Consider the following 21,089-nt stretch of genomic DNA (forward strand, 5'->3'; position numbering starts at 1 on the left):
CGACACTGTCGCGGGATGGAGCAGCCCGGTAGCTCGTCAGGCTCATAACCTGAAGGTCGTAGGTTCAAATCCTACTCCCGCAACCAGTCGACCCCATAAATCCAAACACACCACAAGCAGCCTAGCAGGCTGCTTTTTGCGTTTCTGGCGCCTTCTCAAGTTCAAAGAAGGCACGGGTGCTGCGACCTGCCTCAAGGCAGACGTTCGGCCCTACGTGGTCTTCCTGAATAGCCTTCCGGGGCTCTCACGCTTGGCGCTGATCGCGCGCATAGCGCGGGGGCATGGGGGCCGTCTTTAAGGGGCGATCGCCTCCGAAGCCAAGGCAATGCATGTCTGCGTTACGCAGCCCTAGGCCCAAGCCAAACGCACCGAATCACCCTTGTTTTCTTGCCAGATCCGACCGTGCTCGGACCCGGCTCCGGCGACCCATGCCTATTTTCCAAGCGGTGCTTTTTAAGGGCAATCTCCGCAGTTATGGAATTGCAGCAACCCGGTAAAATCGGCAATTAGATGCCCTTTGAGCCCTGATTTACGCAGCTTTTCTCCGCTGATTTTCGCAACGTAACGTCATCACTCTTTGGTGCATTGCGGGCGAGATCGGCACGGTTATTTTGCCGCAATTCGCATGCCTCGAGGCCTCGGGGCGTTCGGGTCCCGGGTGCCAATCGCGCCATCGGGACCGCAGGTTTCATCGTCACAGGGAGAGGACATTGACCCGCATTTCGCGACTGACTTTGACGGCACTTCTTTCGAGCACCATGCTCGCAGGCGCCATGACCCCCGCCACCGCAGCGACCCACCCGGAAACTGGCGAGGAACTGGCGGCGGACCAGACCTTCACCTATCGTCTGCTCGACGACGTAAGCTCGCTCGACCCGCAGATCGTCGAGGATGTCGACGGCGCCGATGTGGTGCGCGACCTGTTCGAAGGCCTGATGAACCAGGATGAGGAAGGCAACCTCGTCCCCGGCGTCGCCACCGGCTATGACGTCAGCGACGACAAGCTGACCTATACGTTCCACCTGCGCGACGACGCCAAGTGGTCGAACGGCGATCCGGTGACCGCCGGTGATTTCGCCTATGCGTGGCGCCGTGCCGTCGATCCGGCCACCGCTTCGCCCTACCAGTGGTATATGGAGCTGATGTCGATCGCGAACGCCAAGGCGATCGTTGCCGGCGACATGGACCCGTCTGAGCTGGGCGTGAAGGCCATCAACGAGCACACCTTCGAAGTGACGCTGAGCCAGCCGCTGCCCTATTTCGCGCAGATGACCACCCATGGCACCACCTTCCCCGCACCGCAAAAGGTGATCGAGGAGTTCGGCGGCGAGTGGACCAAGCCCGAGAACATTGTCTCGAACGGCGCCTATGTGCTGACCGAGTACCGTCCGGGCGAGCGTATCGTGCGTGAGCGCAACGCGCAGTATTGGGACAACGAGAACACCATCCTCGACAAGACCGTCGCGCTGGTGATCAACGACGAGAACGTCGCGCTGACCCGCTACCTCGCCGGTGAGCTTGACCGCACCGACGTGCCCGCAGGCCAGTTCCCGCGCCTGAAGAAAGAGCACCCCGAGGAGGCGATCAGCTTCCCGCGTCTGTGCAACTACTACTACACCTTCAACCTCTCCGACTCGGGCCCGGAGGCGTTCAAGGATCCGAAGGTGCGCGAGGCGCTCTCGCTGGCGGTCGACCGCGACATCATCGCCAACAACATCAAGGCCGGTGGCGAGCCGCCCGCCTATAGCTTCACGCCCGAGGCGGTTGCCGGTTTCACCCCGCCGAAGAGCGAGATGGCCGAGATGACCCAGAAGGAGCGTGACGAGAAGGCCAAGGAGCTGCTCGCCGAGGCAGGCTATGGCCCCGAGAACCCGCTCAGCTTTGACGTCATCTACAACACCTCCGAGGCGCACGAGAAGATCGCCGTGGTGATGACCCAGATGTGGAAGCAGAAGCTGGGTGTTCAGGCGAACCTCGCCAACATGGAGTGGAAGGTCTTCCTCGACACCCGTGGCCAGCAGAACTTTGATCTGGCGCGCGGCGCATGGTGCGGCGACTACAACGAAGCCTCGACCTTCCTCGACCTGATCCAGAGCGACTCGGGCTACAACGACGGCAAATACGCCAACGAAGAGTATGACGCACTGCTGGCCGACGCGAAGACCGCCGAGGACACCACGCCGCTCTACACCAAAGCCGAAGAGATCATCGCCACCGACGTGCCGGTGATCCCGATCTACCACTATGCTGGCGTCTACATGATGGACAGCGACGTCGGGAACTGGCCGACCGAGAACGTGGAACAGAACTGGTATTCGAAGAATCTCTACAAGATCGCCGAATAACCACCTGTAACCTGCCGCCCCTGCGCCCCCGTGCTGCGGGGGCGGCACCCTATCCGGATCCTCCAGAATGCTGAGCTATGTCATTCGCCGCCTGCTGGTCGCGATACCGACGATCCTTTTTCTGGTCGTCGCGTCCTTCCTTATGATGCATGTCGCCCCGGGCGGGCCCTTCACCTCTGAGCGGCCGCTGCCGCCCGAGGTGCTGGCAAACATCAACGCGCAATACGGTCTCGACCAGCCGCTGTGGAAACAGCTCTGGGACTATTTCTACAACATCGTCGTGCATTTCGACTTCGGCCCCTCCTTCGTGCAGAAGGACCGCAGCGTGAACGACGTGATCGCGCAGGGCTTCCCGATCTCGCTGACCTACGGCGCGCTGGCCTTCCTGGCCGCCTCGCTGGTCGGCATCAGCCTCGGGATCGCCGCCGCGATCCGCCACAACACGTGGATCGACTATCTGGCCGTGAGCCTCGGCATCGCCGCGCAGGCGCTGCCGAACTTCATCATGGGCCCGATCCTCATCCTGACCTTCACGCTCTGGCTCGGCCTGCTGCCGGGCGGCGGCTGGAACGGCGGGCAGTGGCAGTATCTGATCATGCCGGTGATCGCGCTCTCTACTTCCTACATGGGCTCGATCGCGCGGATCACGCGCTCGTCCATGCTCGAAGTGCTGAACTCGAACTTCATCCGCACTGCCCGCGCCAAGGGCCTGTCGAACAAGGCCATCGTCTGGCGTCACGCGCTGAAGCCGACGCTGCTGCCGGTGATCTCTTACCTTGGCCCGGTGTTCGTCTACGTGCTGACCGGCTCGGTCTTTGTCGATCTCTACTTCTCGACGGGCGGCCTTGGCCAATCCTACGTCAGCTCGGCGCTGACCCGCGACTATGCGGTGCTGCTGGGGGTGACCATCCTCTACGGCGCGCTGACCGTCGTGGTGAACCTTCTGACCGACCTCGCCTATGCGTGGTTCGATCCCAAGATCCGTTACTGAGGAGGCTGACCCCGTGTTCGGAAAATCCGAAAAGGCGGCGGAACTGGCCGCCGACATCACCGATTTCAACGCCGTCCGTGGCCGCTCGCTGTTCCGCGACGCCATGGGCCGCTTCGTGCGCAACAAGGCCGCCATGGCCAGCGTGATCGTTTTGGCGCTGATCGTCGCCTTCGTCATCATCGGGCCGTTCTTCGCGGTCTGGGACAACGAAGAGATCGACTGGGCGCGCATGGGCGACATCCTTGCCCAAGGCGCCCCCTCGATCGAGACCGGCCACTTCTTCGGCCTCGACGAGCTGGGACGCGATCTCTACTCGCGCACCATTCAGGCGACGCAGACCTCGCTGCTGGTGGGCCTCATCGGCGCTGCCATGGCGCTGCTCGTGGGCACCGCATGGGGCGTGATCGCGGGCTTCTATGGTGGCCGGCTCGACAGCGTGATGATGCGCATCGTCGACGTGCTGCTGGCGATCCCGCTGACGCTGATCCTGATCCTCATCCTCGTGGTGGCGGGCCGGAACTTCATCACGCTGTTCATCGCGCTCGGCGCGGTGTCCTGGCTGACCATGGCGCGGATCGTGCGCGGCCAGACGCTGACCCTCAAGACCCGCGAGTTCATCGAGGCGGCACGCGCTGGCGGTGTGAGCGAAAGCGCGATCATCTTCCGTCACATCCTGCCCAACCTTATCGGCGTGGTCATCGTCTACGCCTCGCTGCTGGTGCCCGAGATGATCCTTGCGGAAAGCTTCATCTCGTTCCTCGGCCTTGGCATCTCGGAACCGATGACCTCGCTCGGTCGCCTGATCGCCGAAGGCGCGGGCACCATGGGCTATGGCACGCTGTGGCAGCTTCTGTTCCCGCTGTTCTTCTATGTCACCATCATCATCACGATGTTCTTCATCGGCGATGGTCTGCGTGACGCTCTGGACCCGAAGGATCGCTGACATGACCATTCTTTCCGTGAAAGACCTCAAGGTCGGTTTCGAAACGCAGGACGGCCGCGTTCAGGCGGTGAAGGGCGTGTCCTTCGACATCCGCGCGGGCGAATGCCTTGGCATCGTCGGCGAGTCGGGCTCGGGCAAATCGCAGAGCTTCATGGCCGCCATGGGCCTGCTGCCGCCCAATGGCACGGCGAGCGGCTCGGTGACGCTGCAGGGCTCGGAGATCCTCAACCTGCCGGTTTCCAAGCTCAACAAGGTGCGCGGCGACAAGGTCGGGATGATCTTTCAGGATCCGCTGACGGCGCTGACCCCGCATCTCAAGGTGGGCGAGCAGATGGCTGAGGTGCTGAAAGTGCACCGTGGCATGTCGGGCCGCGAGGCGGAAAAGCACTGCCTCGACTGGCTCGAGCGCGTGCGCATCCCCGAAGCGAAGCGCCGTCTCAAGCAGTACCCGCACGAGCTGTCGGGTGGCATGCGCCAGCGCGTGATGATCGCGCAGGCCATGCTCTGCGAGCCCAAGCTGCTGATCGCTGACGAGCCGACCACCGCGCTTGACGTGACCGTGCAGGCCGAGGTGCTCGACCTGATGGACCAGCTGAAGCGCGAGCTCGGCACCGCCATCGCCCTCATCACCCACGACATGGGCGTGGTGGCGCGGATGTGCGACCGCATCAAGGTCATGCGCCTTGGGGAGTTCGTCGAGGAAGGCGAGGTGAACGAGATCTTCTCGCAGCCGCGCCACGACTACACCCGCCGTCTGCTCGACTCGATGCCGCGCATCGACAAGGGCGATGCCGGTGGCCGCGTCGAGGGCAAGGAGATCCTGCGCGTCGACGACATGAAGGTGCATTTCCCGATCAAACTCGACGGCGGCATCTTCGGCAAAACCGTGCCGCTGAAGGCGGTGAACGGCGTCAGCTTCGGTCTGCGTGCCGGTGAGACGCTGGGCATCGTGGGCGAGTCCGGTTGCGGCAAGTCCACGCTGGCGCGCGCCGTGCTGCGGCTGGTCGAGCCCACTGATGGCAATGTCAGCTGGCTGGGCAAGCCGCTGAACACCATGGACAAGCAGGCGCTGAAGAAGGAGCGCAAGGACCTTCAGATCGTCTTTCAGGATCCGCTCGCCAGCCTCGATCCGCGGATGACCATCGCCGACTCGATCGCCGAGCCGCTAAAGACCTACCGCCCCAAGCTGACCAAGAGCGAGCGGCGGGACGAGGTGCTGCGGATGATGACCCGCGTGGGTCTGGAGCCGGAGAAATACAACCGCTACCCGCACGAGCTGTCGGGCGGCCAGAACCAGCGCGTGGGCATCGCCCGCGCGATGATCAACCGGCCCAAGCTGATCATCTGCGACGAGGCGGTTTCGGCGCTCGACGTGTCGATTCAGGCGCAGATCGTGAAGCTGCTCAAGGAGCTGCAGGCCGAATTCGGCATGTCGATGCTGTTCATCTCGCACGATCTGTCGGTGGTGCGCGAGATCTCGAACCGGATCATGGTGCTCTACCTTGGCCGCGTGGTCGAGATGGGCGACGCCGAGACCATCTGCTCGAACCCGGCGCATCCCTACACGCAGTCGCTGATCTCGGCGGTGCCGATCCCCGATCCGGTGGCCGAGCGCGCGCGCACCCGCATCCGCCTCCCCGGCGAGCTGCCCTCGCCGCTCGACGCCAAGGCGGCGCTGCGCTTCCTGCCCTCGCGGCTGGCGGCGGGCGATGTGGACTACGTGCCGCAGCTCGACCAGATCGCGCCGGGTCATTACGTGGCCGAGCATGATGATCTCGAGCGGATCATGACCGCGGGCGCGGCCTGAAAGAGCCGTAATCGGAACTGACTGGGGCGGGCCTGCGGGCCCGCCCTTTTTTGTTGCGCTGATATGCCCGGAATCAAGGCGAAGCCGCCGGGACGGGCAGGCGCTCGCCCGGCGGCTTCGCCTTGATTCCGGGCGGGTGAACGCTCTGCTAAAACCTTGCATGGATTTATTAGACGAATCGGTCTATTAAATTTTCATGACCCAAGCCGACTCGCCTTTCCCTCCCTCCGACAAACCCCGCCGCGGGCGTCCGCGCACCGCTCCGGATGCCTCCGAGGCGCGGCGAAAGCTCATTCGCACCGGCCTCGAGCATCTGACCGAGAAGGGCTATTCCGCGGTTGGGGTGGATGAGATCCTCAAGGCGGCAGGCGTGCCCAAGGGCAGTTTTTATCACCACTTCAAGGGCAAGGCAGAGTTCGGCCTCGCGCTCATCCACGCCTACGACGCCTATTTCCTCGAACTGCTCGACCGCGCTTTCCGCAACGAGGCCCGCCCGCCGCTGGAGCGACTGCGCGACTTCACCAATGAGGCCGAGGCGGGCATGGCCCGGCACGGGTTTCGGCGCGGCTGTCTGGTCGGCAACCTCGGGCAAGAGATGGGCGCGCTGCCGGATGCGTTCCGCGCGGCGCTGACCGAGGTGCTCGAGGGCTGGCAAGCCCGCACCGACGAGGTGCTGCGGCAGGCGCAGCAGGACGGCGCGCTTGATGCCGGGCAGGACCCGGAGGCGCTCGCCGCCTTCTTCTGGATCGGCTGGGAGGGCGCGGTGCTGCGCGCGAAACTCGAGCTGAGCGCCGAGCCACTGCGCAGCTTTTCCACCACCTATTTCCACCTGCTGGAACGCTGAGAGGAGCGACAGATGTTCAAGGCAATCCTGATCGAGAAACCCGAGGAAACGCAGAGCGTCTCCATCACCGAGCTGTCTGACGATCAACTGCCCGAGGGCGACGTTCTGGTCGACGTGGCCTATTCGACGCTCAACTACAAGGACGCGCTGGCGCTGACCGGCGCGGCCCCCGTGGTGCGGCGCTTTCCGATGGTGCCGGGGATCGATTTCTCGGGCGTCGTCGCCGAAAGCAACCATCCCGATTTCAAGCCCGGCGACCGCGTCGTGCTGAACGGCTGGGGCGTGGGGGAGACTCATTGGGGCGGCCTTGCCGGGCGCGCACGGGTCAAGGGTGACTGGCTGGTGCCGCTGCCCGAGGGGATCAGCGCCAAGCAGGCCATGGCGATCGGCACGGCGGGCTACACGGCGATGCTTTGCGTTCTGGCGCTGGAGCGGCACGGGGTGACACCCGAGGCTGGCGAGATCGTGGTCAGCGGCGCCGCTGGCGGGGTTGGCAGCGTGGCGGTGGCGCTGCTGGCCGCGCGCGGCTTTGACGTGGCCGCCGTCACCGGGCGCGAGGCCGAGGCGGCATATCTGCGCGATCTGGGCGCAAGCAGCGTGCTCGACCGGTCGGAACTGACCGGCAAGCCGCGGCCCTTGAACAAGGAACGCTGGGCCGCAGGCATCGACGTGGCGGGCAGCACGGTGCTGGCCAATATGCTGTCGATGATGAAATACCGCGGTGTGGTGGCGGCCTGCGGGCTGGCCGCGGGTATGGACCTGCCCGCCAGCGTTGCGCCCTTCATCCTGCGCGGCGTCACGCTTGCGGGCGTCGACAGCGTGATGTGCCCCAAGCCCGACCGGCTGGCGGCGTGGCAGCGTCTGGCCAGCGATCTCGACATGGCCAAGCTCGAGAAGATCACCGTCGAAGTGCCCTTCGAGGAGGTGCCGCAGATCGCGCCGAAATTCCTCGACGGCGCGGTGCGCGGCCGTATCGTTGTGCCGGTCGCGCCGGAGCTTGGCTGAGCCAGCTGAGCCACGCGCGAACGGCGAAAACGCAAAAGGCGCCCCGAGGGGCGCCTTTGCATATTTGGTCGGAGTGAGAGGATTCGAACCTCCGGCCCCTGCCTCCCGAAGATCGTGTCCGGCCGCCAAACTATTGATCTTTGGTCACATGCGCCCTGTTTTATGGGCGGCGGCGTCTTGCTCTGCCAGACGAGCAGCAGCTTGCAAGGTTCATTGAACCGGAGGGAACTGTCTCTCCTAGCGGCATAGACGTGCTGCTTGGTCCGCTATCAATCTTTGTGTGCAGATGTGCCTCCAAATCGTATTGACAATCGTGATCGTGAAATCTATATTCACGTTATAAGCCGTGAGGGTCACGGTGCGTTTGGAGAAACCCGATGGCAATGTCGGCAAAGGAACGGAAGCAGAAGCAGCTCGAACGAGAGCGCGAGCAGCTCAGATACCTCGATGACTCAACCTACCCCTATCTAGCCAACCCTTTTCACCGTTGGACGTCCGAACACCCGAACTGGACCAACGTGGCACTCCCTCTGGAACTCGCTGGCTTTGAAGGGCCGGTGTTCGAGACGGACGAGGGTCCGGAAAAGTTCGCAATCGAGGACGCATTGCCCCCGGACGAAGACCCAGCTGAAACCTTCCCCGGTTTCAAGGGATCGGTCGGCCGTGCAGAGGTGATGGTTGACCTTCTCCTCGATGCTGCATCTGAGCTCGCGCAGATGATCAACCGCTACAAGGTTGAAGAGCTGTCCGCGCGGCGTGCTGAAATAGAGGGCTCTGAACTCACGACGGCTGAGGAACGGAAGGCTGCTTTCGAGACCGTCGAGCACATCAGCAAGATCGAGGCCGAGCTGGCGAAGAACGTTCGGCGCACGCTGCCTCAGTGGAAGGTGAAGGGCGTCTAGCGCCTCCTTTCCAAGAAGTCCCAAAACCTAGAAGTCGCCGCGGTCAGACGGTCGCGACGCAGTTTCATTGCGTGCCGCTGTGACGGTCACGTGACCAAGAGTTGTGGGCTATCGGCCCCTTTGAAGGATGTAGGACATGAAGGATTTGACCGAGCCGACGCTGCAAGCCGGTCTCCCTGCCGGCTACATGATCACCAACCGGGGCATCGGCGTGATCGGGGACGAAGAAGACGTGGCTGAGTGGCTTTGTTCCGAGATCAAGGTGGTCGGTCGTTGCCACCGCGTTGATGGCACCGGTTGGGGTCGTTTGACCGAGTTTCGTGATCCAGAAGGGGTCATGCATACCGCCTACGTTCCTGATGCGCTGTCGCCGTCTCTGGTCGTGAAAGAGTTGAAAAATCGTGGCCTCGGTTTCAATCGGTCGCTGAAAGGCGCGGAACGCTTGCTCGCTGCATTGCTCTCAGAATGGGAGACCAGCGAGACCTTTATCCTGGTCGATCGAATGGGTTGGGTCGACACGTCTTGCAAGACCTACGTTCTTTCCCCTGATCACGTAATCGGCTCCCAGAAAGTGCATGTGCTCGGGAACACAGCGGATCGCGCCGGTCGGCGGGTCGAAGGTTCTCTCGCAGAATGGCAGAGTAACGTGGCGTCTAAGTGTGTAGGCAATACGATCCTTACACCGATGAGACTGGCAAGCGGCGACGCTATAGTCTTGACGCACGCACGCGAAAGGAAGCGGAAGCAGCCGCACGCGATGTGATCCTGTCCCGGTCCCACCGGACCCACGGTCCCACCGTTGCAGAGGTATGGGAGGCGTTTCGTGCCGACCGCGCTGGGCGCTCCATCGCTGAGAGCATGGACTTCACCGGTCGCTCGATCCTGCCCTACTTCGGAGCCCTTCGCCCTGAGCAGATCACCGTTGCCGACTGCCGTGCCTACGTCAAAGATCGGAAGGCAGCCGGCCGGGCTCCGGGCACGATTAGGACGCAACTGAACCATCTCCGGACAGCCATCAACTGGGCCGTGAAGTCGGGGCTCCTCGAAACGGCGCCCTTCATCGAGCTCCCAGGCGCACCAGCACCCAAGGAACGCTATCTCACACGTCCTGAGGTCGAGAGGCTGCTCGACGCCGAAGCTGCACCCCACATCCGGCTCGCGATCCTTCTCATGCTGACAACGGCCGCTCGCGTGACGGCGGTGCTGGAGCTGACCTGGGATCGGGTCGATTTCAAGCGGCGCCAGATCAACCTCCGCACCGGAGAGGGCTCAAGGAAGGGGAGGGCGATCGTGCCTATGAATGAGACCATACACGCTGCGCTGCTTGAAGCGCGGCGGGCAGCTCTCTCAGACCACGTGATCGAATGGGCCGCTAAGCCGGTGAAGTCCATCAAGCGGGGCTTTGCACGCGCCGTGGAGAGCGCTGGGCTCGAGGACGTGTCACCGCACGTTCTCCGGCACACCGCCGCCGTGCATATGGCGGAGGCGGGCGTGCCGATGGACGAGATCGCGCAGTATCTGGGTCACTCTGAGACCCGGATCACTGCCGCTGTCTACGCGCGGTTCTCGCCGAGCCACCTGATGCAGGCGGCAAAGGCACTGGAGTTCGGCAAGCGATAAGCATCGGCAGTGCGGCTGATCTCCGGACATTAGGCGTGTCCGGATTGTGCCGCATCATGGCTACGGATGAACCGAGCCGAAATTAGGAATGGCTTCTTGTCCAGGGACCCACCGTTCCACGTCTCCTGACATCTAGGCGGGTGGTGCACAAGTTCTGGGAGAGCCCATGCGCGCTTTTGGATCGCACATTGCATCTAGACTTCGTATCGAGATAGGTCTTACGCGAGTTGACGCTCGAACATGTCGAAGAGTTCTAGCAACTATGCAACACGACGTCGGGCAGGTCGTTCTACTTACTGGCAGTTCGTTGAACACGGCACACTCCGATGAGTGTTGAAAAGCATAGTCAGAACAATCATAACTAATGCGAATCAGGTGAGTAGCACATGACGTGGAAACCAAAGCACGAAGCACACGCAATCGAACGCGTAAGGCTTCTGTTCACATTTCGTGAACCGGTCCCATCTAAAATAGTCACCAAGTCGTCCTTCGACATCCGACAACAAGCGGTTGACCTCGGGTTTGACGCCGTTGGTCCTGCTGAAAGTTCGATCGCTACGATTAGGCTGCAAGCACAAAACGCACCACAAGCTGAACCCGCGGCGCAGAACGGGTTTGTCATGCGTCGGTATAAAGATGGGGCGCTTGTGGAAGAGGTAGGCTTTAGAGATATGGTCTACGGCTATATGACTAAGACCTACGGACGTTGGGACGCGCTGGCTGCGCGTTTAGAAGAAGCACTCCTTCCTGCTCTTGATAAAATAAGCGATGTTGCTGAAATCGAAGCTATTAAGCTCGAGTATTGGGACAGCTTCGTTTTTGATGGCAATCCTTTAGAGGCAGATGTTTCTAAGCTGCTTAGCGTCGCTGATACAGGTATACCTGCTGATGTATATTCGGGTGCCTCATCTTGGCACTCTCATATTGGATGGTTTGAGGGTGAAGATCAATCTCCCACGCTTATTAATAGAAATATCGACGTCGTAGACGCATTGACTGATGGGGGAGAAGAACTCCGCAGTCTTGGCGTTTATACACTCGTGGAGCGGCGTTCCAAGTCAACTCCAATTGACTTCGAGGACGTTCGAGACTTGATTAACGTCATGCACAACCGATCGCTACTTCTGTTTGGCGCGTCCCTTTCTGAAGAATATCGTGAAAAGATTGGTATCGATCTGGAGGCCTATAAGTGATGCATACTGGAACCTATGCCCCTGCAGAAGATTATTTCGGAGAGCAGTTCATTGGCTTTTTTCCTAGAAATAGGACCGCCTCCCGAGGTCGTGAATCTTATTCTAACGAACGAAAAGTAGCTCATCTCCCGATTAAGTCGACACGGACATTCCGTTTGTCGAGGACGGTTGCCGCATTGAGTGCTCCGACTGCCGAGGGGACAGAAAGAGAAGCTGACTACTTGGCTGCGATCAGTGCTCCAACTGAGATCGACGACGTCCGTGGCGCCGTGAGAAGTTTCGCGGAACTCACTGCAGGTTGGGATGGACCTGATAGTCGTTCGGTTCTCCCTGGTGTGATCGACGATGCTTTGGAAGTGCTACAGAACTGGTCAGGGGAAATAGGCGTCCCCGAGCCTGTGATGTCTTTCGATGGCACTATCTCGCTCGAGCTTTATGATGCAGAGGGCTTCACGCGAGGAGGGGTGGAATTCAAAGGCGGGCACAGAGCGGTATACACTGTGATTTCGGAAACTGAGGTGGTCACGTCTGGAACCTTTAATGCTGGCTTGCTTAGCGAGGTTATTAAGAGCATTCGCAGCATTCGGCGCGCGCTTTTTTCCGAAGAATAAAGGTGTCGACGGTTTAGCAATGCGTGAGGGTCTAGATAAGTTTTGTGCTCAGGAATTTAGCGTAGAAGAGTTGGCCGCTGAGTATCCGTCTTGCGCTTGTGAACACGCCGATTCGCCTGTCGGCAGCCCAGGTAAAGTTGTGCCTGAAGAGGTGTTGCGGCTCTTTCTGACCTCTCCATCTCACCTCAAGGTGTCAAAACCAACGGATCTGCCCAAGCGGAAATTCAGGGCAGCAGACCTCAAGAGGGCATACAGTGTTGGTTTATCCGTAGTCCGATTGAACCATGCTTCTCCTGAAGAAATGATCTACACTGCCCAGAAACTTCAAGAGATTCAGGTGAACCACAATGGCGATAAGGGGGGGCTGGTGGGCGCTGTAGACTTTCCAGTTGAGGCTGTCCGCTCCTGTATTGCGCCGAATGTGCCGATGTGCGCCCACGAAACGCCATTGGATCCGACTGACGATGCCAGCTATCTGCGTCCCTCACACGCTGACGTCGTAAACTCGATGTCTGGCATGAGCGACGAAGAGCAAAAGGCGAGCAGGGAAGTGATCTACAATCAGATCATTCAGAAAGGTGCAGTTAAGAATATTGCGGACGTCGAGGATTTCGACATGTCGAGCTTTATTCCGAAGTCGGCACTGTGAGCGAAATCGATTGACTATTCGGTGAGATTCGCTGGTTTTCGCCACCTGACAGGAGATTCTGAGCTAGGCTCCGGCGCGTCTCTGTTGTTTGAGAAAACCTTCGAGCGCCACAATGCGGACGAAGTGTCGTTTCGGTTGCACCGACGACTGCTCTGGGCTGGGACACCGCGGTCAAAAACGGTGGCCATCGCGGGTATCAACCGCGAAGCGGTGGCGGAGTCGAACGCTGCACCGGCGTGCCGCCCCTCCGGAGGCGACTGAGCATCCCGTCAGATACGTCCAGCGTGCCCAACTTGGCAGGCAGGGAGGGGGTGACGGCGCCGGTCACAGCGCGGACGCCGAGAAGGTGTCCGGCACCCAGCTTTCGTCGGGAACAGTCTGCTAGGTGGTGAACACTAGGCTAGCTATGCAGCTATATAATTGAAATATATATTATATTTACGGTCTGAGCCGGCGGATGCATTGTCGCGCTACTGGTGATGTGCTCGAAGATTGAAGACCTTTAGAGACCCATGACATCGCCGTTCTTGCCCTCGCTATAGCGAGAGCAGCAGCAGTGAGCTGCGATGATCGGAGATGATAGAGATGACCGGCAAAAGATACCCATATCAGGACAGCCTTCTCGCGGCACTTATCAGCAAAAGGATCGATGCCTTGTCGCCCGTGAAGACACAACGTGACATCGCGACCGAAGCAGGATTCTCCAACGCCAACTATCTCTCGATGCTTAAAAAGGGCGAGAACAAGTTGGCACTTGACCGGGTGCCGGCCATGGCGAAGGCCTTAGACGTTGATGCCGCGTTGCTGTTCCGGTTCGCGTTCATGCAGATGGGTAATGAGAGCATGCTCGAAACAGTTGAGAAGGTTTTCGGCACCATCGTCTCTCAGAACGAAGCCCTCTGGCTCAAGGTCCTCCGTGAAGCCTCGGACAATTCCGACCCCCGGCTTGGAAAGCGTGAGCGCACTGCGCTTTGGGCGATCTTCGGCAAGTGATCGGAGTGCAGAGATGAATGGCTTTATACGACCTGACAAGCGCACCGACTTGTCTGACGAAGAGCTCGAGTGGCTTACCTTCCTCCGGATGATCACTGGCGGAAGGGTCTCTAGCCCGACGCTACGCGCAGTGCAGGCTCTGCGGACCGTGGTCGGACCGGCGCCTTCTGCAGAATCTCCTGCTCACCACAACTCTGCCGGGGTGCTGCCAGGATGACCGGTGAATTTGTGGCAGTAATGGTGGTTCTGGGGATCATGGTCGTAGGGGCGACTTGGCTCAAGGTCACTTCGCTGCTCCTCGATCGAGACCTTCGCATCTCACAGCTCGAGCGCGAGCTTCGTTCGGTCCAAGAAACCGAGGCTGTCTCTAAGGATGACGCCGAGCGTGCCATGATCGCTGCCTTCGCGATGGGGATCGCCACAGCTTCAAGTCTCTCGCTGAAGCGGGGTTATGAGGCAGGAACTGACGCCGGAGGGTCCCGTTCGGGCCCTGGCGAAAGCTCTGGAGGCGTCGACCTTGCAGCGGTGACCGCAGCAACGAGCTCAGCCATAGATCCATGAGTTGGCGTTGTTTGTGCTGCGCTTGCGTCGACCTTGCCTCATCCTTGCCTGGCACGGCGAAGTTACAAAATTCAAGGCAGCGACGTTGCCACCGCCTTGCCTAACCTTGACGCGATGCCCAAAAAACCTTGCGTAGGTAAAGGTCGAGGGAAAGGTTGGGCGACCTTTGGTAAAGGTCTTGAAGGCTAGGCAAGGCTGATCGGCGCTGACGAAGACAACGCTCTCAGGGTAAGGTGTTGATAAGAATCACCTTATTCTTGAACCCTTACCTTTTCTGGCGGATGGGCGGTTTTTGCCGGGCTCGGGAAGATAATTCATCACGATAGGGCCGCGGTGAAGCTGCCGCTCTTCTCTTCAACGGGCGTAAACTCGCCGCACGCTCCACTGACTTCTCACTATCCGACAGACACTTCACCATTGCTGGCTGCGATGAATAGAAGAGGCTCTTCTTGCTCCGACGAGACCCTTTCGAGGTATTCGGGGCCAGAAACGCCCCGTAGAAGGAGATCGCGCGCCAGTTCCGCTTGCGAGTCAACAGCTAGGACAGAGTTGTCCGTAGCTGCTTCGCTATGGGGAGAATGCGTTCGCGCGTCATCTCGACCTCGTCTAGGTCAGCAGCCTTGCCAGCTGCGATGCGAGCCAGTGTGTAGGGAAGCGAGAGTTGTCCGGTGCGCTCGAGAAACTTCTGGCTCTGCTTTGCGCTAAGGGATGCTACCGTGCCGAGCTCATTGATGGTGTAGAGGGCCACCCCGGCAACTATCGGAACGCTGGCACCTGGACGACGTATGGCTCAACTCTTGAAGACATGTCCGCGCTGAAAGACGGTCACGACAACTATCTCTGGCAGCCGTCCTATCAGGCAGGCCTGCCCGAAACGATCCTTAGGCGCCCGGTCATGAGACCGTGGATATGCCCGACATCGGCGAAGGCGCAGAGCCGATCATCTTCGTCGACTTTATGCGCGGCTACCGCGTCTACAACCGCATCCCGCTCGCGGTGCTGGCTGACACCTACAGGCAGCGTGCCAACGGCCTGATGCGTTATCAAACCCGCCGTCGTGTGGGCGCTGGTGTTGTCCGCCCCGATGCCCTGCGCAAACTAAACATGGCGGCATAAGCCCTTGTGCAGCCGCTCACCCGCGTCGAAGAGGTGACAGTGCGCCACGGCCTGCATGTCGTGGTCCTACGCCCTTCGCTGCGGGCAGCGGTGACCATTGAGCGCCTGCATGGGGGATGGGAAGGTTTTCTCCTAAGGCTTTCCCAATTCCACATGACAACCATGTGGGCGCTCATCCGAGCTTGAGCGGTTAGCTAGAAGGCCGCTGAGGCTCTCTGGCAGACCTTCCCCTCTCCAAGATCGAAGCAGCCGTCGCAGCGCCGAGTTGATCTCTTGGCCCTAGGCTTATGCTCCGCTCTACCGCTTCGGCACCGGGTGGCTCGGCTGGCCCCCGCGGATACCTGGGCCACGACACCGGATGAAATCACCCAAGCCTTCGAAGGCAAGGTCGCTCAGCTCAAAGCGCTCCACGGCGTGTCCGAAGAGACTGACACCACACCCAGCCGTAGTGACCCGGTTGGCACCCACACACCTGACAGGCTCCGCGAGATCAAGGAACTCGGCCACGATCAGGCCTTTGACCGGGACGCTCTTCGCTCACTGAAGGCCCGGCACAATACCTAGGCCGCCTCGCGCCTGCTCATGTGGACGCGTCGTCCCGCACGGCGAGCGCTGCGGGTGCCAGCTCGCCAGCACCCGCGCCTAGAACCGTCGTCATGATGCACAGCGGTCCAGCGCCGCCAACCGCGGCTATGACCACGATTGGCGCAAGGCACGCACCGAGTTCTTAGCGGCTCATCCAACCTGCGCGATGTGGCACGCACCGGCGACCGTTGTGGGTCACCTCAAGGCACATAGAGGTGATAGGGCGCTCTTTAGGGGCCGGTCGAATTGGCAACCCATGTGCCATTCTTACCATAACCAAGAGAAGCAAAGGTCAGCGCGAAGTGCGCTCTTACCGCCCGAAGATCTATTGTAGCAATATGGACATGAACCACAACAATCTCAAAGAAAACTGCCAAGCAGCTTGCAGGCTTTAAATCCACCCTTAAGACGAAGACGAGACACCACAAGAAGAATCAATTCAATGCTTGATGAAGACGACTTTGCAGCTATCCAAGACAGAATACATGGCCTCCCGGTTTCGGACCAATTCAAGAAAGCTCTCAGCAGCGACATCAACGAGCTACAGGAAAGGTTAGATAGGCAATTTCAGAGAATATCTCGCCAAGCAAACGAATTAGAACAAGAGCTACATAAAGCTCACCTAGAAATCATTGAAAGGGAAGAACTTACAGAGAAAAAGTTCGCAAAATCTCTTGAAGAATACAATAGGCGAGAGCAGTCACTCCAAAACGCGTATCAAGAAGTTCAAGCCAGATACCATGTCCTGGAAAAATCTTCTTTCGACAGACAGAAGGAGCTCGAAGAAGAATTCCTCAAAAGATCGAGGGACCTCCAAAACCGAGAGGCAGAGCTCCAAGAAAGAATCCATGAACATGAAACCGAGAGAGAGCTTCTGAGAGAAGAAAGCCAAAAGAACATTCAAAATACTTCTAAGACTTTCGTAGAAGATACTGTCTCGTCTTTGGAAACGCGCGGTGACAAATTATCTAGAACTTCGTTCTGGTGGTCTATTTGCGGAGGAACATCGCTGCTACTCGGCGGAGGCATCCTCGCTTTGCTTACCATCTCAGCGGCATTAGAAATTACAAACGACATCACTTGGAGAGCATTGGTCTTTTACCTGATGAAAGGCACCGTGTTTATTGGTGCCGCGCTGATACTGGCGAGATATGCATTCATATTCTCTTCAAATTACATGAAGGAAGCGCTACGCACTTACGACCGGGTTCACGCGATCAAGTTCGGTCAGTTCTTCGTAACTACCTATGGAGCCAGTGCTAGCTGGGAAGAAGTCCAAGGCGCTTTCGCAAATTGGAACAGCAGCGGAAACGCTGAGTGGGATTCATCTCCCCGTAGCCTGACCCTAGAAGGTATGAACCCAAAGGCGATGGCTTCTGCAACCAAGGCGACCGAATAAGTCCGGCACGCAGGTGCTGGCCAAAGCCATCTAACGCGAAACAAGATCAAAAACCTCGTCCAAATAGGCGTCGATCTCTGATCGATCCCTCTGCTCAAGCGGTTCGAGCACACTTTCAAGTTTCGTCCAAATCTGGTGGTGGGGGGTAGTTCGATCTCCCACCGGAAAAGCGGACCGGCGGGGGGGCGCAGGACACGAGCTAAAAACTTTTCCATGTTCTCTTACGTTTTCACTACGGCATTGAGGTGTATAGATACCTCCTATGCCTGAGTTCCCGTAGTGAGTGCCGTTTCTGTTGAAGAGCTGAAGGTCCAGCTCAACCTTGATCACGACCTGGACGACGCGCTTCTGTCGTCAAAGATCGACGCCGCCGAAGCCTACGCAGCGGGCTTCACCGGCACACCCATCCCGGACCCCTGTGCCGCCGCCATTAAGCAAGTCGTGCTGATGCTCGCCTCGTATTCGTATGAAGTGCACGAGGCAGCGCTTGTCGGCGGCAACCCTTACGCGGTGCCCTATGGCGCACACAATCTTTTTGCAGCCGCACCGGGCCAGGGTGGTGTGAGATGCCAAAGACCGACCTTTCCGCGCAGGCAGCGCACCTTACCAAACGACTCGAAGCGATCTCCTTTGCGATCCTCGCCGAGGCGCGACGCGCCTTTATGCAAAGCGCCGAAGGTTTCTCACAGACCGCCCGCGCCCTCGGACCGGAAGTCGAAGGCGATCTGAGGGCGTCGATTGTCGTCACCGGCCCCGGCCAGATGACCCCGGCCTATGCCGAAGATGGTGACAAGCGCTCCGCTGGCGAGAACCAAGCACTCGTGACCGTGGTCCACCCGGAACAACGGCACGGGCACTTTGTCGAGTTCGGCACCGAGCTACACTAGAACGAGGGGCTCTTTGACGGCACACAGCACCCCGGCCCCGAGGCACAGCAGTCCTACTGCCAGCGTCCCGCCTGATACAGGACCGCACGAAGCGCTGTATCGGTCGCGCCATCAGCCCCACCAAGCGCAACGCAGCCAAGGAGTGTTGTCTGTATAGAGGGCATTGGCACCTATGGCCGCGCATCTGGCTGCATTCAGTAGTGGTAGGCATGGGCTTGGAAAAAGGGTTACGATGAAGCCTTGTTGGTCCTTTGTGCAGCCTGAGGCGTTCATCGCTATAGTAGAAGCGCGGCTGTTAGCACGGGGAGCGTGACCTGCTCGACATTTGGTCCCGGGGCGTTGTCGAACGTCGGAGGTTCAGCCTAAAAATCGACCGGCACCTTGAAGTCCTAGAAGGATGGCGGGTTCAGACGGGGATGCCTCGGGATGCCACGCTTTGCGAGGTTGCAATTCTGCCTCTATGGCTAAGTTGAGAGGTCCCGCATATTCGTCGGGCACCAAGATTTACGTGCGAGCGAACAAGGCGCCTTTTGGGGCGCCTTGCATCGACGTGCAGGTTGTGAACTGGCGCGTAGACCTTTTTGACCAGGCGCCGTCACTGCGGCCCTGTTAGGTCTGCCGCCATGTTCGACATCTTCACATCGGCGGAAACTGACCTGGATAGCGTTTCCAGTTGTTCACAGTCACCGGCACCCCGTAGCCATACTGGACAGGCTGCACGCCGCCGTAGCCACTTGCTGCGCGGTAAGTGCCGTTGCAGCCTTGTTCCGCCTGAGCCTTGACCAGAGCGTCATAGTGCCCGCGTGCCGAGGCAAGTTGCGCCGACTGATCAACGGTCAGAGGGAGAGCAAAGATCGCTGGCCAGAAGATGATTAGCGAGGTGGTTACAAGAGCTGTGTCCCACTGCGCTGAGTTGCGCTGTTCAGCCGTGACGTTCATCACGTAGCCCGCAAGAACCTGGCGCTCGTGAGCAAGTTCCTGACAGGTCGCGCCACGGTAGATGAGGCTCGGAATATAGGTCGCCGGGACTCTTCGGGCCTGTTCGGCGCATCCGGAAATCGCGGTCGTTGCCGCCAAAAGGGCAGCAGTTAAAAAACCTTTAAACTTCATAAACTTCCCCAGTCATACGTGCTCGGATAAGAGGGGAGACGCCAATGCGCGTCAATAGTGGTGAGTCGGAAAGCTTCGCAACATCTATAAGTTGCGTTTGGCAATGTTGCCGCTACGCAACGCTACTGCGTGTTGGCGCTTTCGGAAGCCTTATCGGGTAGGGATTTGTCGTGAGGGATGACGGTGAATAAGGAGGAGAAAGCCCTAAGTTCTTCGCCTATCGTTTCGAGGTGCGGCTAATAGCATGTTCAGGGGCCTAAGCGCTGTCGGGTGTTGGTCTTGGGACGCTGCTTAAGCACTCAGAGGCCCGGACAGGCGTGACTGAGGCGATACCGCAGAGATCGAGAACTCATCGCTGTTAGGTTCAATGAACCTGCGCGCCCTGTCCCAGACGAAAAAGGAGTCCCGAAGGACGCCTTGTTTCATTGGTCGGAGTGAGAGGATTCGAACCTCCGGCCCCTGCCTCCCGAAGACAGTGCTCTACCAGGCTGAGCTACACTCCGACCGTGGAGCGCGGAGTACCCTAGCCTCCGGTCTTTGGCAAGGGCCGATTCACACCCTTTTCGCGTCTTTTCATCGCGCGCAGCAGCGGACCGATGCGCAGCGAGGTCCCGAACTCGATGCGGTTGCGGGTGCGCAGCACCGGGCGATTCTCCGACGCGCTCGACCGGCCCTCGCGCAGCACGATATAGACGCCGCTGCCGATGATCAGCACGGCCCCCATCAGGGTGAAGCTATCGGGATATTCGGCAAAGAAGATCGCGCCATAGAGCGTGGCCCACAGCAGCTGCGAATATTGCATCGGCGCGACGATCACCGCCTCGCCGGTGCGATAGGAGGCGATCAGCAGCGCCGAGCCGGTGAAGGCGAGAATCGCCATCAGTCCGAACCCGCCCACATGTTCGATCGGCATCGGGCGGTAGACGAAGGGCAGGGCGCAGCCCATCACCACGAAGTTCGTCATCATCGGATAGAGCAGCAGCACCACCGAGCGTTCCTCATGGCCGATCTTGCGCACGATGATCGCCGAAAGACTGCCGAAGATCGCCGCCGTCAGCGCCGCGAGATGGCCCAGCGTCAGTTCCGTGCTGCCCGGACGCAGCACCACGATGACCCCGGCAAGGCCGACCAGAACCGCCATCCAGCGGCGCAGACGCACCTGCTCGCCAAGGATGGGAATCGCCAGCACGGTGATCAGCAGCGGCTGCGCAAAGATGATCGCGTAGGTCTGCGCCAGCGGCAGCACCGAGAAAGCGTAGAAGGCACAGACCCCGGTGATCACCGTCGAGATGGTGCGCAGGGCGGTCCACCACGGATGCAGCGGGCGCAGGTTGCCCGCCGTGGTGTCGCGGATCAGCATGAGGCTGACCAGCGGAAAGCTCAGCAGCACCGAGAAAAACACGATCTGGAAGGGGCTGTAGGCGGCGCCCAGAACCTTCACGATGACGTCGTGTGTCGAGTAGATGCCGAAGGTGAGGAGCGCCAGCAGCGCGCCTTTCGCGTTCGATCCCATGGGTGCCGTTCCGTT

The 21,089-nt window shown here is 59.8% G+C and carries 18 protein-coding genes, 2 tRNA genes and 2 pseudogenes; 19 read left to right on the forward strand and 3 right to left on the reverse strand.

Features of this window, described 5'->3' with window-relative positions:
• Window positions 1-9 precede the first annotated feature (9 nt).
• From ACXAD2_RS11375 to ACXAD2_RS11465, 19 genes and pseudogenes are all read left to right on the forward strand, one after another.
• Window positions 10-86: transfer RNA gene (locus tag ACXAD2_RS11375), tRNA-Met, on the forward strand.
• Between the two features lie 672 nt (window positions 87-758).
• Window positions 759-2,345 carry a peptide ABC transporter substrate-binding protein gene (locus ACXAD2_RS11380; protein WP_475174841.1) on the forward strand — a complete coding sequence of 529 codons (1,587 nt, stop codon included), beginning with the start codon at window positions 759-761 and terminating at the stop codon, window positions 2,343-2,345.
• Between the two features lie 67 nt (window positions 2,346-2,412).
• Window positions 2,413-3,336 (forward strand): oligopeptide ABC transporter permease OppB, encoded by a 924-nt coding sequence (gene oppB, locus ACXAD2_RS11385; protein WP_066103521.1) that lies wholly within the window; start codon window positions 2,413-2,415, stop codon window positions 3,334-3,336.
• Between the two features lie 13 nt (window positions 3,337-3,349).
• Window positions 3,350-4,279, forward strand: coding sequence for an ABC transporter permease subunit (locus ACXAD2_RS11390; protein WP_066103522.1), 930 nt, complete (start codon window positions 3,350-3,352; stop codon window positions 4,277-4,279).
• 1 nt (window position 4,280) lies between these two features.
• On the forward strand, window positions 4,281-6,086 hold the full coding sequence (locus ACXAD2_RS11395; RefSeq protein ID WP_475169940.1) for an ABC transporter ATP-binding protein: 1,806 nt from the start codon (window positions 4,281-4,283) through the stop codon (window positions 6,084-6,086).
• A gap of 196 nt (window positions 6,087-6,282) precedes the next feature.
• Window positions 6,283-6,930 carry an acrylate utilization transcriptional regulator AcuR gene (gene acuR / locus ACXAD2_RS11400; RefSeq protein WP_475169943.1) on the forward strand — a complete coding sequence of 216 codons (648 nt, stop codon included), beginning with the start codon at window positions 6,283-6,285 and terminating at the stop codon, window positions 6,928-6,930.
• Between the two features lie 12 nt (window positions 6,931-6,942).
• The gene (gene acuI / locus ACXAD2_RS11405; RefSeq protein ID WP_475169945.1) at window positions 6,943-7,935 is read left to right on the forward strand and encodes an acrylyl-CoA reductase (NADPH); all 993 of its coding nucleotides are present in this window, start codon (window positions 6,943-6,945) and stop codon (window positions 7,933-7,935) included.
• Between the two features lie 377 nt (window positions 7,936-8,312).
• Window positions 8,313-8,837, forward strand: a complete 525-nt coding sequence (locus ACXAD2_RS11410) for a hypothetical protein (RefSeq protein ID WP_475169947.1) — start codon at window positions 8,313-8,315, stop codon at window positions 8,835-8,837.
• Window positions 8,838-8,973: 136 nt separating this feature from the next.
• Window positions 8,974-9,600 carry a DUF927 domain-containing protein gene (locus ACXAD2_RS11415; RefSeq protein ID WP_475169949.1) on the forward strand — a complete coding sequence of 209 codons (627 nt, stop codon included), beginning with the start codon at window positions 8,974-8,976 and terminating at the stop codon, window positions 9,598-9,600.
• 95 nt (window positions 9,601-9,695) lie between these two features.
• On the forward strand, window positions 9,696-10,457 hold the full coding sequence (locus ACXAD2_RS11420) for a tyrosine-type recombinase/integrase (RefSeq protein WP_475169951.1): 762 nt from the start codon (window positions 9,696-9,698) through the stop codon (window positions 10,455-10,457).
• A 386-nt stretch (window positions 10,458-10,843) separates the two neighbouring features.
• Window positions 10,844-11,650 (forward strand): TIGR04255 family protein, encoded by an 807-nt coding sequence (locus ACXAD2_RS11425; protein ID WP_475169953.1) that lies wholly within the window; start codon window positions 10,844-10,846, stop codon window positions 11,648-11,650.
• Window positions 11,650-12,261 (forward strand): hypothetical protein, encoded by a 612-nt coding sequence (locus ACXAD2_RS11430; RefSeq protein ID WP_475169956.1) that lies wholly within the window; start codon window positions 11,650-11,652, stop codon window positions 12,259-12,261. The genes ACXAD2_RS11425 and ACXAD2_RS11430 overlap by 1 nt, the downstream gene beginning before the upstream one ends.
• A complete protein-coding gene (locus ACXAD2_RS11435) occupies window positions 12,191-12,910 on the forward strand; it encodes a hypothetical protein (protein WP_475169958.1) in 720 nt (239 codons plus the stop codon). Before ACXAD2_RS11430 ends, ACXAD2_RS11435 begins: the two co-directional genes overlap by 71 nt.
• 576 nt (window positions 12,911-13,486) lie before the next feature.
• A complete protein-coding gene (locus tag ACXAD2_RS11440; RefSeq protein WP_475169960.1) occupies window positions 13,487-13,903 on the forward strand; it encodes a helix-turn-helix domain-containing protein in 417 nt (138 codons plus the stop codon).
• A 213-nt stretch (window positions 13,904-14,116) separates the two neighbouring features.
• The gene (locus ACXAD2_RS11445; protein WP_475169962.1) at window positions 14,117-14,464 is read left to right on the forward strand and encodes a hypothetical protein; all 348 of its coding nucleotides are present in this window, start codon (window positions 14,117-14,119) and stop codon (window positions 14,462-14,464) included.
• 661 nt (window positions 14,465-15,125) lie between these two features.
• Window positions 15,126-15,580: pseudogene (locus ACXAD2_RS11450) on the forward strand (phage major capsid protein).
• 1,027 nt (window positions 15,581-16,607) lie between these two features.
• Window positions 16,608-17,564 carry a hypothetical protein gene (locus tag ACXAD2_RS11455; protein ID WP_475169963.1) on the forward strand — a complete coding sequence of 319 codons (957 nt, stop codon included), beginning with the start codon at window positions 16,608-16,610 and terminating at the stop codon, window positions 17,562-17,564.
• A gap of 279 nt (window positions 17,565-17,843) precedes the next feature.
• Window positions 17,844-18,035, forward strand: a pseudogene (locus ACXAD2_RS11460) (head-tail connector protein); the annotation flags it as partial.
• Window positions 18,036-18,130: 95 nt separating this feature from the next.
• Window positions 18,131-18,451 (forward strand): HK97 gp10 family phage protein, encoded by a 321-nt coding sequence (locus ACXAD2_RS11465; RefSeq protein WP_475169964.1) that lies wholly within the window; start codon window positions 18,131-18,133, stop codon window positions 18,449-18,451.
• A 636-nt stretch (window positions 18,452-19,087) separates the two neighbouring features.
• Here ACXAD2_RS11465 and ACXAD2_RS11470 read toward each other — a convergent pair.
• From ACXAD2_RS11470 to ACXAD2_RS11480, 3 genes are all read right to left on the reverse strand, one after another.
• On the reverse strand, window positions 19,088-19,561 hold the full coding sequence (locus ACXAD2_RS11470; RefSeq protein ID WP_475169967.1) for a hypothetical protein: 474 nt from the start codon (window positions 19,559-19,561) through the stop codon (window positions 19,088-19,090).
• Between the two features lie 426 nt (window positions 19,562-19,987).
• A tRNA-Pro gene (locus tag ACXAD2_RS11475) sits at window positions 19,988-20,064 on the reverse strand.
• Between the two features lie 20 nt (window positions 20,065-20,084).
• Window positions 20,085-21,074 (reverse strand): DMT family transporter, encoded by a 990-nt coding sequence (locus ACXAD2_RS11480; RefSeq protein ID WP_475169969.1) that lies wholly within the window; start codon window positions 21,072-21,074, stop codon window positions 20,085-20,087.
• Between the last annotated feature and the right edge of the window lie 15 nt (window positions 21,075-21,089).

It is taken from the genome of Salipiger sp. ABN3_019 (genome assembly GCF_056158605.1).